General features: G+C 60.0%; 13 protein-coding genes. 6 read left to right on the forward strand and 7 right to left on the reverse strand.

All coding sequences use genetic code 11. The annotated features are described in order from the left end of the window. Nucleotides 1–69: 69 nt before the first annotated feature. A complete protein-coding gene (locus tag KDX37_RS01635; RefSeq protein ID WP_231650891.1) occupies nt 70–2,289 on the reverse strand; it encodes a primosomal protein N' in 2,220 nt (739 codons plus the stop codon). A 166-nt stretch (nt 2,290–2,455) separates the two neighbouring features. Here KDX37_RS01635 and rpmE point away from each other — a divergent pair, with 166 nt between their 5' ends. The 3 genes from rpmE to KDX37_RS01650 all read left to right on the forward strand — a co-directional run bounded on the left by rpmE (nt 2,456) and on the right by KDX37_RS01650 (nt 4,937). Next, nucleotides 2,456–2,677, forward strand: a complete 222-nt coding sequence (rpmE, locus tag KDX37_RS01640; RefSeq protein ID WP_122315860.1) for a 50S ribosomal protein L31 — start codon at nt 2,456–2,458, stop codon at nt 2,675–2,677. Between the two features lie 13 nt (nt 2,678–2,690). Next, nucleotides 2,691–3,485 carry a thermonuclease family protein gene (locus KDX37_RS01645; protein WP_231650892.1) on the forward strand — a complete coding sequence of 265 codons (795 nt, stop codon included), beginning with the start codon at nt 2,691–2,693 and terminating at the stop codon, nt 3,483–3,485. Nucleotides 3,486–3,668: 183 nt separating this feature from the next. Beyond that, a complete protein-coding gene (locus KDX37_RS01650) occupies nt 3,669–4,937 on the forward strand; it encodes a malic enzyme-like NAD(P)-binding protein (RefSeq protein ID WP_231650893.1) in 1,269 nt (422 codons plus the stop codon). A 57-nt stretch (nt 4,938–4,994) separates the two neighbouring features. On the opposite strand, the gene KDX37_RS01655 is transcribed toward KDX37_RS01650, so the two are convergent. Next, complete coding sequence (locus tag KDX37_RS01655) at nt 4,995–6,383, reverse strand: DUF3482 domain-containing protein (protein WP_231650894.1); 1,389 nt, start codon at nt 6,381–6,383, stop codon at nt 4,995–4,997. Next, nucleotides 6,376–7,755, reverse strand: coding sequence for a DUF2868 domain-containing protein (locus tag KDX37_RS01660; RefSeq protein ID WP_231650895.1), 1,380 nt, complete (start codon nt 7,753–7,755; stop codon nt 6,376–6,378). The genes KDX37_RS01655 and KDX37_RS01660 overlap by 8 nt, the downstream gene beginning before the upstream one ends. A 110-nt stretch (nt 7,756–7,865) precedes the next feature. On the opposite strand from KDX37_RS01660, the gene KDX37_RS01665 reads away from it, so the two are divergent. Beyond that, nucleotides 7,866–8,378 carry a dihydrofolate reductase gene (locus KDX37_RS01665; RefSeq protein ID WP_231650897.1) on the forward strand — a complete coding sequence of 171 codons (513 nt, stop codon included), beginning with the start codon at nt 7,866–7,868 and terminating at the stop codon, nt 8,376–8,378. 190 nt (nt 8,379–8,568) lie between these two features. After that, nucleotides 8,569–9,627, forward strand: coding sequence for an HAD family hydrolase (locus KDX37_RS01670; RefSeq protein ID WP_231650899.1), 1,059 nt, complete (start codon nt 8,569–8,571; stop codon nt 9,625–9,627). Nucleotides 9,628–9,728: 101 nt separating this feature from the next. Here the strand turns inward: KDX37_RS01670 and ilvD are convergent, their stop codons facing one another. The 4 genes from ilvD to KDX37_RS01690 form a co-directional block, all read right to left on the reverse strand. Further along, nucleotides 9,729–11,576 (reverse strand): dihydroxy-acid dehydratase, encoded by a 1,848-nt coding sequence (ilvD, locus tag KDX37_RS01675; protein WP_231650900.1) that lies wholly within the window; start codon nt 11,574–11,576, stop codon nt 9,729–9,731. Between the two features lie 340 nt (nt 11,577–11,916). After that, entirely contained in the window at nt 11,917–12,432 is a 516-nt protein-coding gene (locus KDX37_RS01680; RefSeq protein ID WP_231650901.1) for a hypothetical protein, read from the reverse strand. Between the two features lie 240 nt (nt 12,433–12,672). After that, the gene (locus KDX37_RS01685) at nt 12,673–13,869 is read right to left on the reverse strand and encodes a class I SAM-dependent rRNA methyltransferase (protein WP_231650902.1); all 1,197 of its coding nucleotides are present in this window, start codon (nt 13,867–13,869) and stop codon (nt 12,673–12,675) included. A gap of 81 nt (nt 13,870–13,950) precedes the next feature. Then, nucleotides 13,951–14,490 carry a type 1 glutamine amidotransferase domain-containing protein gene (locus KDX37_RS01690; protein WP_231650903.1) on the reverse strand — a complete coding sequence of 180 codons (540 nt, stop codon included), beginning with the start codon at nt 14,488–14,490 and terminating at the stop codon, nt 13,951–13,953. Nucleotides 14,491–14,727: 237 nt separating this feature from the next. Between KDX37_RS01690 and KDX37_RS01695 the strand changes: the two genes are divergently transcribed. Continuing rightward, nucleotides 14,728–15,540 (forward strand): HDOD domain-containing protein, encoded by an 813-nt coding sequence (locus KDX37_RS01695; protein ID WP_231651014.1) that lies wholly within the window; start codon nt 14,728–14,730, stop codon nt 15,538–15,540. The last annotated feature ends 19 nt before the right edge of the window (nt 15,541–15,559 follow it).

The following is a 15,559-nucleotide window of genomic DNA, read 5'->3' on the forward strand; positions in this document are numbered from 1 at the left end:
TCGAGGCGCCTTTAAAATCGGAAAACCTGATTTTATTCAGTCGGTTACGATCGGGCCATGATCCAGGTGTCAGTAAAGGTCGACAGGGTCTACGTCGAGTGACCAGCGGACCTGTCGCCCGCTGGGCATTTGCTCCAGCATCAATAGCCAGGCGCTGAGCAGTTTGTGCAGGGGCGCGCGTGCACTGGACTGCAGCAGTAATTGTGCGCGATACCGCCCGGCACGGCGTTCCATGGGCGCTGGCACAGGACCGAGCAGTTCGATACCGCCCAGGCTCATCTGTGCCACCAGTTGCTCGGCTTCGCTGCACGCGTGGTCCAGAAACTCTTCGGCCTGGCCGGGTTTGTGCGCCTCGGCACGCAGCAGCGCCAGATGCGAGAACGGCGGCAGCCCTGCTGAGCGGCGTTCGCTCAGGGCTTGCTCGGCGAACGCGAAATAGCCTTGCTCGGTGAGCTGGATCAGCAACGGGTGATCGGCCAGGTGAGTCTGGATGATCACTTTGCCCGGCTCTTCAGCCCGCCCGGCGCGCCCGGCCACCTGCACGATCAGCTGCGCCATGCGCTCGCTGGCGCGGAAATCGCCGGAAAACAACCCGCCGTCGGCGTCCAGAATCGACACCAGCGTGACCCGCGGAAAGTGATGCCCCTTGGCGAGCATTTGCGTGCCGACCAGAATGCACGGCTGACCTTTCTGGATGGTTGCGAACAGTTGATTCATCGCATCCTTGCGCGAGGTGCTGTCACGGTCGACGCGCAGCACGGGGTAATCAGGAAACAGTATCGCCAGCCGCTCTTCAGCCCGCTCGGTGCCTGCACCGACCGGGCGCAGGTCCACCTTGCCGCATGACGGACATTGGCGCGGCACCCGCTCGACGTATCCGCAATGGTGGCAGCGCAGCTCGCCAGAGCGTTGGTGAACGGTCATGCGGGCGTCACAGCGTTGGCAGCCCGACATCCAGCCACAGTCATGGCACAGCAGAGTGGGCGCAAAGCCACGGCGATTGAGGAACACCAGCACTTGCTGGCCCGCTGCGAGAGTCTGGCCGATGGCCTGTTGCATCGGCCCGGAGATCCCGCTGTCGAGCGGTCTGCTCTTGACGTCCAGCCGCAGAAAGCGCGGTTGCTGAGCGCCGCCAGCTCGTTGATTCAGGCGCAACAGGCCGTAACGGCCGGTATAGGCGTTGTGCAGGCTCTCCAGAGAAGGCGTGGCCGAGCCCAGCACGATCGGGATGTTTTCCTGGCGGGCCCTGACCAGCGCCAGATCCCGCGCGTGGTAACGCAGGCCTTCCTGCTGTTTATAGGAGCCATCGTGTTCTTCGTCGATGATGATCAGGCCCGGGTTCTTCATGGGCGTGAACAGTGCCGAGCGCGTGCCAATAATAATGTCGGCTTCGCCGTCCCGTGCTGCCAGCCAGGCGTCCAGCCGCTCGCGGTCATTGACCGCCGAATGTACCAGCGCAATGCGCGCATTGAAGCGCTGCTCGAAGCGCGCCAGGGTCTGCGGGCCGAGGTTGATTTCCGGGATCAGCACCAGCGCCTGCTTGCCGGCTTCCAGCGTTTCGCGGATCAGTTGCAGGTAGACTTCGGTCTTGCCGCTGCCCGTGACGCCCGCCAGCAGAAACGCATGAAAGCTGTCGAACCCGGCGCGGATAGCTTCATAGGCTGCGCGCTGTTCAGTGTTGAGCGGCAGCTCCGGCTGAGCCAGCCAGTGTTCGTGCCGGGCGCTGGGAGCGTGGCTGCGTACCTCGACGTACACCAGTTCCTTGGCCAGCAGCAGGTTGAGGCTGTCCTTGTTGAGCATCAATTTACTGAGCAACTGATGCGCGACGCCGTGCGGGTGTTGGGCGAGGGTAGTCAACGCTTCGCGCTGCTTGGGTGCGCGAGCGATGCGCGGATCGTCGACGCTGGCACCGGAGGCTACATGCCAGAAGCGTTCCTGCCGGGTTTCGGCCAGCTCGCCCTGGCGCAACAGCACCGGCAAGGCCCAGCTCAGGGTGTCGCCCAGGCTGTGCTGGTAATACTGCGAAGTCCACAGGCACAGCTTGAACAGCGACGGCGGCAAAGGCGCCTGGCTGTCGAGCAGGGCTATGGCGGGCCTTAGCTTGTCAGCGGGAACCTCGCTGTGGTCCACGACGTCCACCAGAATGCCGATCATTTCTCGGCGCCCGAATGGCACCCGCAAACGCATGCCGGGCTGCAATTCGCTGCGCGACACACCCGCAGGGGCACGGTAGTCGAACAGGCGGCGAAGCGGCGAGGGCAGGGCAAGGCGCAGGATGGCGTCGGGCACGCAGTGTTTACCTGTGGCGGCAGTGGGCGGAGGGGCGATCTTAGCAGACGGCCGGTGCAAAGGTTCGCTTGCGTCGCCTTGATTGTCTGGTACTATCCGCAGCCTATTTCCGTGCGGTATTCAACAATAGTGTTGGGTGGCGGCACGTTAGACTGAGGAAGTACCGATGAAAGCTGATATCCATCCAGTTTACGAAGCCATTGACGCGACCTGCAGCTGCGGCAATGTCATCAAGACCCGTTCCACTCTGGCCAAGCCTTTGAGCCTTGACGTGTGCAACGAGTGCCACCCGTTCTACACCGGCAAGCAGAAGACGCTTGACGTTGGCGGCCGTGTCGACAAGTTCAAATCCCGTTTCGGTGCGTTCGGCGCAACCAAAGCGAAGTAAGACTGGCTGCCCCATGGGCATTTCCAGACTGCTTGAAAAGGCGCCCCTTGTGGGCGTCTTTTTTATGTCCGCGATTTGGTTGTCCAGCGCTCAGGCGTTCTGTCCTGCACCGGCCTCGCTGCCGACTGCGCAGGTAGAGCGTGTGGTGGATGGCGATACGTTGCGCCTCAGCGACGGTCGTAGCGTTCGGATGATCGGCCTCAATACCCCGGAAACCGGCAAGAAAGGCCAGTCTGCCGAGCCTTTTGCCGAGGCGGCCAAGCATCGCCTGCAAGCACTGGTGAAAGAAAGCGACGGCCAGGTCCGTGTACGCGTCGGTCAGCAGGACAAGGACCGTTATGGTCGAACGCTGGCCAACGTTTATGGGCGCGACGGTGCCAATCTCGAAGCGCAGTTGCTCAGCGAAGGCCTGGGTTATCTGGTTGCGGTCGCGCCGAATACTGCTCTGGTCGATTGCCAGCAGAGCGCTGAGCGTCAGGCGCGTCTGGCCCGGCTTGGTGTCTGGCGTACCTCGCCGGTGCAAGCCGTCAACCAGATCAACCAGGGCGGTTTTGCGGTGGTCTCCGGACGCGTCACGGACGTGCAAAGCAATCGCGGTGGCCTGTGGATAGAGTTGCAAGGCTCGATGGTGTTGCGGGTGGCGCCCGACCTGGTCCCGGCATTCGACGTGGCAGCGCTGAAACGTTTGAAAGGCAAACAAATCGAGGCGCGCGGCTGGGTGGTGGACCGTTCCCGGCGCGGTGGTCTACAGTCAGGACAGGCGCGCTGGCTGATGCCGCTGACCCACCCGGCCATGCTCAACCCCTGAAACCTCGCGAAAATGTACATGTTTCGATGAGCGGTCAGGGCTGCTTTATTTCATGCGCCTAAGCGGAAAGTCTAAGAACACGCCCCTTGACAGCAGTGACTGGTCAGTCTTGTTAGGACTATGCATCTTGCGTATCCTCGGCGGTCCGTCTGTCCCACAGTAAAAAAAGCGGAATCCACTACAATGTCAGATTTGAAAACTGCCGCGCTCGAATACCATGCCAATCCTCGTCCGGGGAAGCTGAGCGTCGAACTCACCAAGCCGACCGCAACCGCTCGTGACCTGGCTCTGGCCTACAGCCCTGGCGTTGCAGAACCCGTGCGTGAAATCGCCCGTGACCCTGAGCTGGCCTACAAGTACACCGGCAAAGGCAACCTGGTAGCAGTTATTTCCGATGGCACCGCGATTCTGGGCCTCGGCGATCTGGGCCCATTGGCCTCCAAACCGGTCATGGAAGGTAAAGGGGTTCTGTTCAAGCGTTTCGCCGGTATCGACGTGTTCGACATCGAAGTCGATTCCGAAAGCCCGCAAGCCTTCATCGACACCGTCAAGCGTATCTCCATCACGTTCGGCGGCATCAACCTGGAAGATATCAAGGCACCTGAGTGCTTCGAGATCGAGAAAGCACTGATCGAACAGTGCGACATCCCGGTTTTCCACGATGACCAGCACGGCACGGCTATCGTGACCGCTGCCGGCATGATCAACGCGCTGGAAATCGTCGGCAAAAGCCTCGACTCCGCCAAGATCGTCTGCTTGGGCGCTGGCGCTGCTGCCATCTCGTGCATGAAGCTGCTGGTAAGCATGGGCGCGAAGATCGAAAACATCTTCATGGTTGACCGTACTGGCGTGATCCACTCCGGCCGTACCGACCTGAACCAGTACAAGGCCGTTTTCGCTCATGCGACCGAAAAGCGCACCCTGACCGATGCACTGGATGGCGCTGACGTATTCGTCGGTCTGTCGGGTCCTAACCTGCTGAGCGCTGAAAACCTGAACCTGATGGCGAAGGATCCGATCGTGTTCGCGTGCTCGAACCCTGATCCGGAAATCTCCCCTGAACTGGCTCATGCCACTCGCAGCGACGTGATCATGGCGACCGGCCGTTCGGACTACCCGAACCAGGTCAATAACGTACTGGGCTTCCCGTTCATCTTCCGCGGTGCTCTGGACGTTCGCGCCAAGCGCATCAACGAAGAAATGAAAATCGCAGCCGCCAATGCCCTGCGCGAACTGGCCAAGCTGCCTGTTCCTCAGGAAGTCTGCGACGCCTACGGTGGTATCAAGCTGGAATTCGGCCGTGAATACATCATTCCGAAGCCAATGGACACCCGCCTGCTGGGCCTGATCGCCGATGCAGTAGCCAAGGCAGCCATCGAGAGCGGCGTTGCAACCCTGCCGTATCCGAAGCACTACCCGCTGACCAGCGTGGACGATGTGTTCAAGGGCTGATCTCCTTGAGGCATAAAAAACCCGCAGAAATGCGGGTTTTTTTATGGAGGCGGATTGTCAGCCCTCAAGAACGATCTCGGCCAGTTCATCGATAGCGTCCTGCCGTTCGGCCTGGTTGGGCCTGGCGCGCGGGTTGAGCGTTGACCACTGCGGATGAGCGCGGGCTCGGGACAGCGAATCCGGCAACTTGCCCTTGCGCCAGTTCTTGTCTTGCGGCGTGGTCAACTCAATGCTGTGAATTGCCGCATGCCCTCTGACGCCCAGCGCCAGTAGCAGATGACCCTGGCGCAAGGCCAGCAGACGCAGCACGGCGTCATCAACGGTCAGCTCTCTGTTGCCTTTCAACTTGCCCAGCAACCGGGCGCCGTAACTGCGCGCCGTCAGCAGGGCACCGCCGGCAATCGCCCCCACCAGCGTCGCAGCGCCCAGGGTGATGCCGCCAACCATCAGGTCGACCCCGGCGCCGGCCGCTGCGCCAGCTGCCACGCCGCCTCCCACACGCACCCCCATCAACTTGAGGGTTTCCGGGTTGAACAGATCATCGCCCCAACGGCCGTCCATCAGCGGCAGGTCGCTGGTAGTCACGTCGTCCTTTCGAAAGTTATGCAGCTTGAGGAGCGATTCAACACACTGCTGCTCGCGCTGACGGACTGCCTGACGCAGTGCCTCGATGGCCTGCTGTTCTTCATCAGCGGTGGTCTCGACGCTGCGACGACATGCCGCGCAGTCGATCAGCGTTTCAGCGATCAAGCGCGCTGCGCTGTGTCGTTTGGCTTGTCGCTGTTTTTCCTGATCCAGAATCAGACGTTCGAGCCTGGGCCGCGCGCTTTCCAGCAGCAGCGCCAGGCTTTCATAAAGACGCCGTCCGCCGTCTTCCGGCGGAGCCACGCTGTCGAAGCGCACCAGCGCATGCAAGCCCAGGCGCGAGAGGGCTTCGCGCCATTCCGACTCACGATGCTCACGTGCACTTACAAAATTGAGTACCGGCAACAAGGGTTTGCCGCAACTGGCCAGAACCGCCAGCTCGTCACGGTACTTGGACAGGACGGGTTCGCGAGCATCAATCACGTACAGGCCCGCATCCGAGTCCAGCAATTGGCGCAGCACCTTGGCCTCCTGCTCGAAGCGCTGCCGTGCTTCGCTGCCTTCCAGAAAGCGTCCCAGTCGCGCAGGCCCGTCCAGCCGCTCGCCAGGACGATCAAGGCGTTCCAGGTAGTCAAGAAGTGCTATGGCGTCTTCAAGGCCGGGTGTGTCGTACAGCTCGACCACCGCTTCGCCGTCCACTGACAGGCGGGCGCCCTCGACATGGCGAGTGGTACTTGGCCGATGAGACACCACGCCAAAGGTGATATCGCCGGTCAGGGTGCGCAGCAGCGAGGTCTTGCCCACGTTGGTGTGCCCGACGACGGCAAGCTTGATGGCGTGAACCGTGTTCACTTCACTCATGGCCCGTCTCCAACCAGTTCAGTGGCGCACTGTCTGACCAAGGCAGTTGCAATTGCTCCAGCGCGCTATGCCAGTCATCGAGCCGTTCAGCGTCCAGGGTTTGCCCTGCGGGCGCTGGCAGCAGCCAGATACGCGTTGCCCCGGCACCGCGGGCCAGCTCGGCAATCAGCGCGACGCTGCCACGGTCCGGCGATCGACGCGGGTCGCAGGCAATCACCAGCCTTGCGGGCGGATAGAGGCTCAGTTGCTCAAGCAGTCGGTTGCGGGATTCACGGCTGTCGAGAATGCCTGCGTTCGCGACACCTGACGCAAGCTCGGGCGGCCAGGGATGCTGGCCATCCAGTTCGATGGCCACCAGCAATGCGCCGTCACTCACGGTTGCGCCCGGGTTTGGATGAACCTGATGCAGCAAAGCGGGTTCGGCGTCGTTCACGCCCAGTCGTTCACTGCTGGGCATCAGCCGTTCGCGTAATTCCAGATAATCAGGCAATTCCAGGTCGAGACGCAGCGCGGCGCGTCCGCGCTTCCAGCGCCACAGGCAGAACGCCGCCAGCATCAGGCGCGGCACGATGCCGTAGAACAGCAGCACGCCCACCAGCCAGGCTGCCCAGGCTTGTCGGGCGCTTTCAAGGCTCAGTGCACCACTGCCGCTGGCGCGGATCATGGTTTCGTCCGGCACGCTGAACCCCAGCCACCCCGGAATCGTGCTCAGCGCCTGGGTCAGGCTGACAAAGGTATCGCTGCTCAGGATGGTGGTTTCCCAGACAAAACCGTAGCGCCGGGTTGCCATCAGCATCAACAACAGCACCAACGCGCTGAGCAGGGCCAGCAACCAGAGCCCGTGAACCAGCAGACCCAGCACCCAGCGGTTGAGGCGTTTGCGCTGCAGCAGCAGGATCAACGCAGGTGCCAGTTGAGCGGCCTGGGCGTCACGCGCCAGCTTTTCGCTCAGCCATAGCCAGAGGCGGCCCAGCCCGCTGTTGCTGCGCCCGGCAAACACAAAGCCCAGCGCCCAACTGATCAGCAATACCAGGTTCAAGCCCAGCAGGCTGCCAAGCGCCCAGAACACGTTGACCGGCGACTGCCCGTCGCCCATCGCTGCGAACGCCAGGCCCGCGCCGCTGATGACAGCGAAGATCGCCAGCGCGATCAGTGCCAGGCGCGCACCTTGCTTCCAGTGATGCAGCGCCGCAACCATGCCGTCGCGCTCGGCCAGCCACAAGGCGCGATGCTGAATGCGGGCGGTCAGGTCGCCTTGGGCGGCGCGGGCGCGTCGATTGGCTTCCTGATCATCAAGCGTGCCTGCCTGGCGCTCGCGCAGGCGCACAGCTTCAGTCAGCCAGAGGGTGTCGAGTGGGGTCAGCGAAGTCACACGGCGTCTCTTCAATGAGTTCAGCGGTGAGCATAACCGCTGTCATCGGACTGAGCACGGCATGTAACAGTTCAGTGGCTTGCCGAGCGGGCTCTGATATTCTCGCCGCCATGAAAACTCATCTCCCGCTCAGCCTGATTGCCGCCCTTGGTGAAAACCGAGTGATCGGTGTCGACAATTCCATGCCCTGGCACCTGCCGGGGGATTTCAAATACTTCAAGGCCACGACGCTCGGCAAGCCGATCATCATGGGGCGCAAGACCTGGGACTCACTGGGTCGCCCGTTGCCGGGTCGCCTGAATCTGGTGGTCAGCCGCCAGACAGATCTGCAACTTGAAGGCGCGGAAGTCTTCGCGTCACTCGAAGCAGCTGTAGAGCGCGCCGAGCAGTGGGCCGATCAGCAAGGCGCCGACGAAGTCATGCTGATTGGCGGCGCACAACTGTATGCGCAGGGTCTTGCTCAGGCCGATCGGCTGTACCTGACTCGCGTAGCCTTGAGCCCTGCTGGCGATGCGTGGTTTCCAGAGTTTGATCCGGCGCAATGGGCGTTGGCATCCACAGTCGAGAACCCGGCGGTCGACGATAAGCCGGCTTACAGCTTCGAAGTCTGGGAGCGCACTTGAAAGACACTGGAGTGCCGGGCGTGGAACGCTGCAAAGAAAATGACATAAAAATGTCGTTTTTGGTTTTGCTGTCGTAAACAGTGGACAAAATGGCGTCTTCTGGCCCTGCGCGGGTCGCTGACGCACTTTTGTCTTCACAATATTTTGTTACGGTCTGACCCTTCGGTATTTTGAGAAGGGGAAAACGCCAATGAAACTCGCGCCAAAAATGCTGGTTGCCGCACTCTTTGCCGGTCTGGCCAGCCAGACCTTCGCCGCCACTGAGTTGAAGCACTGGCCCGAGCCGGCCGCCAAGGCGCTCGATGCCATGATCGCTGCGAATGCCAACAAAGGTAATTACGCGGTGTTTGACATGGACAACACCAGCTATCGCTTCGACCTTGAAGAGTCGCTGTTGCCGTACATGGAAAACAAAGGCCTGATCACGCGCGAAAAGCTCGACCCTTCACTGAAGCTGATGCCGTTCAAGGACACCGCCGATCACAAGGAAAGCCTGTTCAGCTACTACTACCGTCTGTGCGAAGTGGACGACATGGTGTGCTACCCGTGGGTCGCGCAGGTGTTCTCCGGTTTTACCCTTCAGGAACTCAAAGGCTACGTTGATGAGTTGATGGCGCTTGGCAAGCCGGTGCCTGCGACCTACTACGACGGCGATACCGTCAAACAGCTCAACGTCGAGCCGCCACGCGTATTCACCGGGCAGACCGAGCTGTACAAAAAGCTGATGGAGAACGGCATCGAAGTCTACGTGATGACCGCCGCCTCCGAAGAACTGGTGCGCATGGTCGCTTCCGACCCCAAATACGGCTACAACGTCAAACCCGAGAATGTGATCGGCGTCAGCCTGCTGCTCAAAGACCCGAAGACCGGTGCGTTGACCACAGCACGTAAACAAATCACTGCGGGTAAATACGACGCAAAAAGCAATATGGGGATGGAGCTGACGCCGTACCTCTGGACGCCTGCCACCTGGATGGCCGGCAAACAGGCTGCGATTCTGACCTATATCGATCAGTGGAAAAAACCAGTGCTGGTCGGTGGCGATACCCCGACCAGTGACGGTTACATGCTGTTCCACGGCGTCGATGTCAGCAAAGGCGGCGTGCACCTGTGGATCAACCGCAAAGACAAATACATGACCCAGCTCAACGGCATGATGAAAGCGAACGCCGAAGCCCAGGCCAAGGAAAACCTGCCCGTCACTGCCGACAAGAACTGGGTGATCGTCAAGCCGGACGATATTCAGTAACAGCTACTTCCTTTGTAGCCAGCTTGCTGGCGAAGGCTGAATCAGCCGCACAGCAAAAAGCCCGGCATCTCTGCCGGGCTTTTCATTGTGGCTGATGCGGTTTATGGCACCAGTTTGTCCAGCAGCGCCTTGTCACGTACCGCGCCCTTGTCGGCACTGGTTGCCAGCAAGGCGTAGGCCTTGAGGGCGGTGGTGACCTTGCGTGGACGCGATTCGACCGGTTTCCAGCCTTTCTTGTCCTGCTCGGCGCGGCGCTCTGCCATTTCTGCATCGTCGATCAACAGATTGATCGAGCGATTCGGGATGTCGATCAGCACCTTGTCGCCGTCGCGTACCAGGCCGATGGCACCGCCCGCAGCCGCTTCCGGCGAGGCGTGACCGATGGACAGACCAGACGTACCGCCGGAGAAGCGGCCGTCAGTCAGCAGTGCACAGTCCTTGCCCAGACCCTTGGATTTCAGATACGAGGTCGGGTACAGCATTTCCTGCATGCCCGGGCCGCCTTTCGGGCCTTCGTAACGAATGATCACGATATCGCCCGCTTTCACTTCGTCGGCAAGGATCCCGCGCACGGCGCTGTCCTGGCTTTCGAAGATCTTGGCGTTGCCTTCGAACACATGGATCGACTCATCGACACCGGCAGTTTTTACCACGCAACCGTCCAGCGCGATGTTGCCGTACAGCACGGCCAGGCCACCTTCCTGCGAATAGGCATGCTCGACACTGCGAATGCAGCCGTTTTCACGGTCGTCATCCAGGCTTTCCCAGCGGGTCGACTGGCTGAACGCGGTCTGGGTCGGAATGCCGGCCGGGCCTGCCTTGAAGAAGGTGTGCACGGCTTCGTCGTCAGTCTGGGTGATGTCCCACTTGGCAATGCCTTCAGCCAGCGTCTTGCTGTGCACGGTCGGCAGGTCGGTATGCAGCAAGCCGCCGCGCGCCAGTTCGCCGAGGATACTGAAGATCCCGCCAGCACGGTGCACGTCTTCCATGTGGTACTTCTGGATGTTCGGCGCTACTTTGCACAGCTGTGGAACCTTGCGTGACAGGCGATCGATGTGGTGCAGGTCGAAGTCGATTTCAGCTTCCTGAGCCGCGGCCAGCAAGTGCAGGATGGTGTTGGTCGAGCCGCCCATGGCGATGTCCAGCGTCATGGCATTCTCGAACGCCTTGAAGTTGGCGATGTTGCGCGGCAGAACCGAATCGTCGTTTTCCTTGTAATACTGTCTGCACAAGTCAACGATGGTACGGCCAGCCTGCAGGAACAGTTGCTCGCGGTCGCTGTGGGTCGCCAGTGCCGAACCGTTGCCCGGCAGCGCAAGACCGAGAGCCTCGGTCAGGCAGTTCATGGAGTTTGCAGTGAACATGCCGGAGCACGAACCGCAGGTCGGGCAGGCGCTACGCTCGTATTCGGCGACTTTCTCGTCGCTGGCGGTAGAGTCGGCAGCAATGACCATTGCGTCGACCAGATCCAGGCCATGGCTGGCCAGCTTGGTCTTGCCTGCTTCCATCGGGCCGCCGGACACGAAGACTACCGGGATATTGAGGCGCAGAGACGCCATCAGCATGCCTGGGGTGATCTTGTCGCAGTTGGAAATGCAGACGATGGCGTCAGCACAGTGCGCGTTGACCATGTATTCCACGGAGTCAGCAATGATTTCGCGGCTTGGCAGCGAATACAGCATGCCGTCATGGCCCATGGCGATGCCGTCATCGACTGCGATGGTGTTGAATTCCTTGGCCACGCCACCGGCGCGTTCGACTTCGCGGGCGACCAGTTGCCCCATGTCTTTCAGGTGCACGTGGCCCGGTACGAACTGCGTAAACGAGTTGGCAATGGCAATGATCGGTTTCTTGAAGTCTTCATCCTTCATGCCCGTTGCGCGCCACAGGGCACGGGCGCCGGCCATGTTGCGGCCGTGGGTGGACGTTTTCGAACGGTAATCAGGCATTGGAGCACTCCGGCAAAATAAGGCTAATCAGGGAAGGGAGTGAGCTTCTGTTGACGTCGCACGCAAACAGCAGTGACCGCAAGCGGCGAAGAAACCGAAAAACCACGGGATCACCGTGTACTCGGCCCGAGCTCATAAACCCGCCGGGGGATGATGGCGATGAATAGCGTCGATTCTACACCGGTCAGGCAACGTTGGCTTGAGTGAAGCGATGTTCTTGCACGCGACTGACTGCCGGGCGGGTGGGAGTGTGATTGAAGCCGTGCCGACAGAAGACGCAAAAGCAGACCGCCGACAGGAAGCTGTCGGCGGCTGGCGTGTCCAGGACTGCCTGGAGCCATCAACGATTCACAATGGCCTGGATCTGGTGCAGGTAAGTCTCGCCACTGGCTGGCAGAAGTACAAAGGCGTTTTCGCTCCAGGAGGACGGCAAGCGAGTGAGTTCTTCAAAGTAATCGGCAACATGGTGTTTTTGGTCTTCAGTGACCAGGTCAAGCATGTACTCCAGACCCCCCGGCTTGCCCAGAAACTCACCCAGTACATAGCAGGTGCGTGTCCAGTCGTGGTTCTCGTGGAAAATTCGATCACCCGGAGAAGCAGGCTGCTCGGGTACGTAAAGAATGTGTTGGCCGGCCGGGCCACGAATGACGAACAGGCGCATCAGTGTGGTACCGCCATGCAATGGCATGACGAACCGTCCGATGGTAATGCCGTCCTCCTCCGAGGCGACTGGAGCGGAGATGACGTGCTGGATCAGATCCGCGCCTTCTTGAGAAAGCAGTCCCTTGGACAGCTGATCGGCGGAGGCGTTGTTCAGATATTCGTGTACGTATTCGATAGAGGTAAAGTCGGTCATGATTCAAATCCATTTAAATCAAAAAAAGTCCATTTTGGGTAAGTCCTGGTTGTATTCCCGTGGGTGTTTACTGACAGGACGCTGATAATTTATCAGCAGAGAAAAGCGCACGGCGTTATCTATATATCGCGTCTGGGAAGGGGTGTATCGGAGTGTTTCGATACAGTGCGGAGTGAGCCGCCGGGACATGTTGGGCAGAAACGTTTGTCGGGCCAGCTCCCTGCCGGCCCGAACACCCGATCAGCTGTTAGGCAGCAACCGGCAGGTGATGCTCTTGATATAGCGCGTTTCGGCAATTGCCGGGTGCACCGGATGGTCCGGACCCTGACCGCCGCGTTCCAGTAGCTGGATATTACGATCCAGATGGCGGGCGCTGGTGAGCAGAATGTTCTGCAGGTCGTCTTCCGGCAGATGCATCGAGCAGGAGGCGCTGACGAGGATGCCGTCCTTGGTGAGCAGGCGCATGGCTTGCTCGTTCAGGCGACGGTAGGCGCCTTCGCCGTTCTTCATGTCTTTTTTGCGTTTGATGAACGCAGGCGGGTCGGCGACGATCACGTCGAAACGCTCCTCGCTGGCTTTCAGTTCTTTCAACGCTTCAAACACGTCACCTTCGATGCAGGTCAGCTTTTCTGCAAAGCCATTCAGTGCTGCGTTGCGCTCCACGCCATCCAGGGCGAAGGACGACGCGTCGACACAGGTTACATCGCTGGCACCGAAGGCCGCTGCTTGAATACCCCAGCCGCCAATGTAGCTGTACAGGTCAAGCACGCGCTTGCCTTTGACATACGGAGCGATGCGCGCACGGTTCATGCGGTGATCGTAGAACCAGCCGGTTTTCTGTCCAGCCATGACCGGAGCTTCGAACTTGACGCCGTTTTCTTCCAGTGCGACCCATTCCGGTACCAGACCAAAGACGGTTTCGACGTAACGGGTAAGGCCTTCGGCATCGCGTGCGGCCGAGTCGTTCTTGAACAGGATGCCACTGGGTTTGATTACCTGAACCAGCGCAGCGACGATGTCTTCCTTGTGGTTTTCCATGGTGGCCGAGGCCAGCTGGACGACGAGGATGTCACCGAAACGGTCCACCACCAGGCCTGGCAACAGGTCGGAGTCACCGTAAACCAGGCGATAGAACGGCTTGTCGAACAGGCGTTCACGCAACGACAGCGCCACGTTCAGGCGATGCACAAACAGCGACTTGTCGAGCGGCAGCTTGATGTCGCGTGACAGCAGGCGTGCGCAGATCAGGTTGTTGGGGCTCATGGCGACGATGCCCAGCGGCTTGCCGCCAGCTGCTTCGAGCAGCGCTTGATCGCCTGCCGCAAAGCCGTTCAGAGGGGTGGCAGCTACATCGATTTCATTGCTGTAGACCCACAGGTGACCGGCGCGCAGGCGGCGGTCGGCGTTGGCTTTGAGGCGCAAGCTAGGCAGGGACATGACGTCGCTCCTGAAAAAAGAGCGGGATTATAGCGCGTCATCCCGGCTGTGCGCCGGGATGACGCGAATTAACACAGCCGATTATTGCGACAGCGCTTCAATCAGCTTGCTGCTGAAGGCTGGCACATCGTCAGGCTGGCGGCTGCTGATCAGCATGCCGTCAGTCACAACTTTCTCGTCGACCCATTTTGCGCCGGCATTGACCAGATCGTCTTTCAGCGTCTTGTAGCTGGTCATGGTCTTGCCGCTGACCAGATTGGCCGAGATCAGCAGCCAGCCGCCGTGGCAGATTACCGCCAGCGGCTTGCCCGAGGCGTCGATGCGTTTGACGATATTCTGCGCGTCACTGTCCAGACGAATGGTGTCGGAGTTCTGCACGCCGCCCGGTAGCACGACAGCGTCGTAGTCATCGATATTAGCGGCTTTGAACGTGCCATCGACCTTGAAGTCGTCGGCAGGCTTGTCGTGATTCCAGCCTTTGACCTGGCCTTCCTGGCTGGACAGGATTTTTACAGTAGCGCCTGCGTCCTCCAGCGCTTTTTTGGGACCGGTCAGTTCGACCTGCTCGAAACCATCGGTTACAAGAATTGCGACGTGTTTGCCAGTGAGTGCAAGGGACATGGGATCCTCCATTGTCGGGCTTCAGGGGTCGCGTGGCGCGCCTTCGTGAGGGCGCCAGACGCGCTGGTTACACAGAGTCCGAAGCTCTGTTTCAGGCGAAGTTCCCGGAAAATGTCATGTAATGATGATGGACCGTTGCCTGCCGAGGGGGCAGAATCGAGCTCTGACCGCGAGTGAATACCTATGTCCCCAGAGCTAACTTCAGAGCAGATTCAGCAGGCCTTGCAGGGCATCAGTGTGCCGCCGCAGCCCCAGATCATGGTGGATCTACAGATGGAGCAGTACATGCCTGATCCTGATCTGGGGGCTATTGCCCGTCTGATCGCGCAGGATCCTGGTCTGTCCGGGGCGCTGCTGAAAATCGTCAATTCGCCTCATTACGGTCTCTCCAACAAGATTGCCTCGATTCAGAAAGCGGTGAATCTGCTGGGCAGTCGTACGGTGATCAACCTGATCAACGCCCAGTCGATCAAAGGCGAGATGACCGACGAAACCATCGTTACGCTCAATCGATTCTGGGACACCGCTCAGGACGTTGCGATGACCAGCCTGACGCTGGCCAAGCGTATCGGCTCACAAACAGTGGACGAATCCTACGCGCTGGGGTTGTTTCATGATTGCGGCATTCCGTTGATGCTCAAGCGCTTCCCGGACTACATGTCGGTGCTCGAAGAGGCTTACGCCAACGCGGGGCCTGAATGCCGTGTCGTGGATACCGAGAATGCCCGTTTCGACACCAATCACTCAGTGGTCGGCTATTACACTGCCAAATCATGGCGCCTGCCCGAGCATGTGACCGAGGCGATAGCCAATCACCACAACGCGCTGGCAATTTTTCAGGACGACACCAGCCGTAATGCACCGCTGAAGAACTTGCTGGCGCCCCTCAAGATGGCCGAGCACATCTGCCAGTCTTACCGTGTACTGGGCAACCAGGGCGAAGACCATGAATGGGACAGCATTGGCGCGTTGGTGCTGGATTACGTGGGGTTGTCCGAATATGACTTTGAATACCTGAGGGAAAGCATTCGCGAACTGGGCGCGCGCTGATTCTGCGCGACGCTGGTCT

It is taken from the genome of Pseudomonas californiensis (genome assembly GCF_021147775.1).
GTDB lineage: Bacteria > Pseudomonadota > Gammaproteobacteria > Pseudomonadales > Pseudomonadaceae > Aquipseudomonas > Aquipseudomonas californiensis.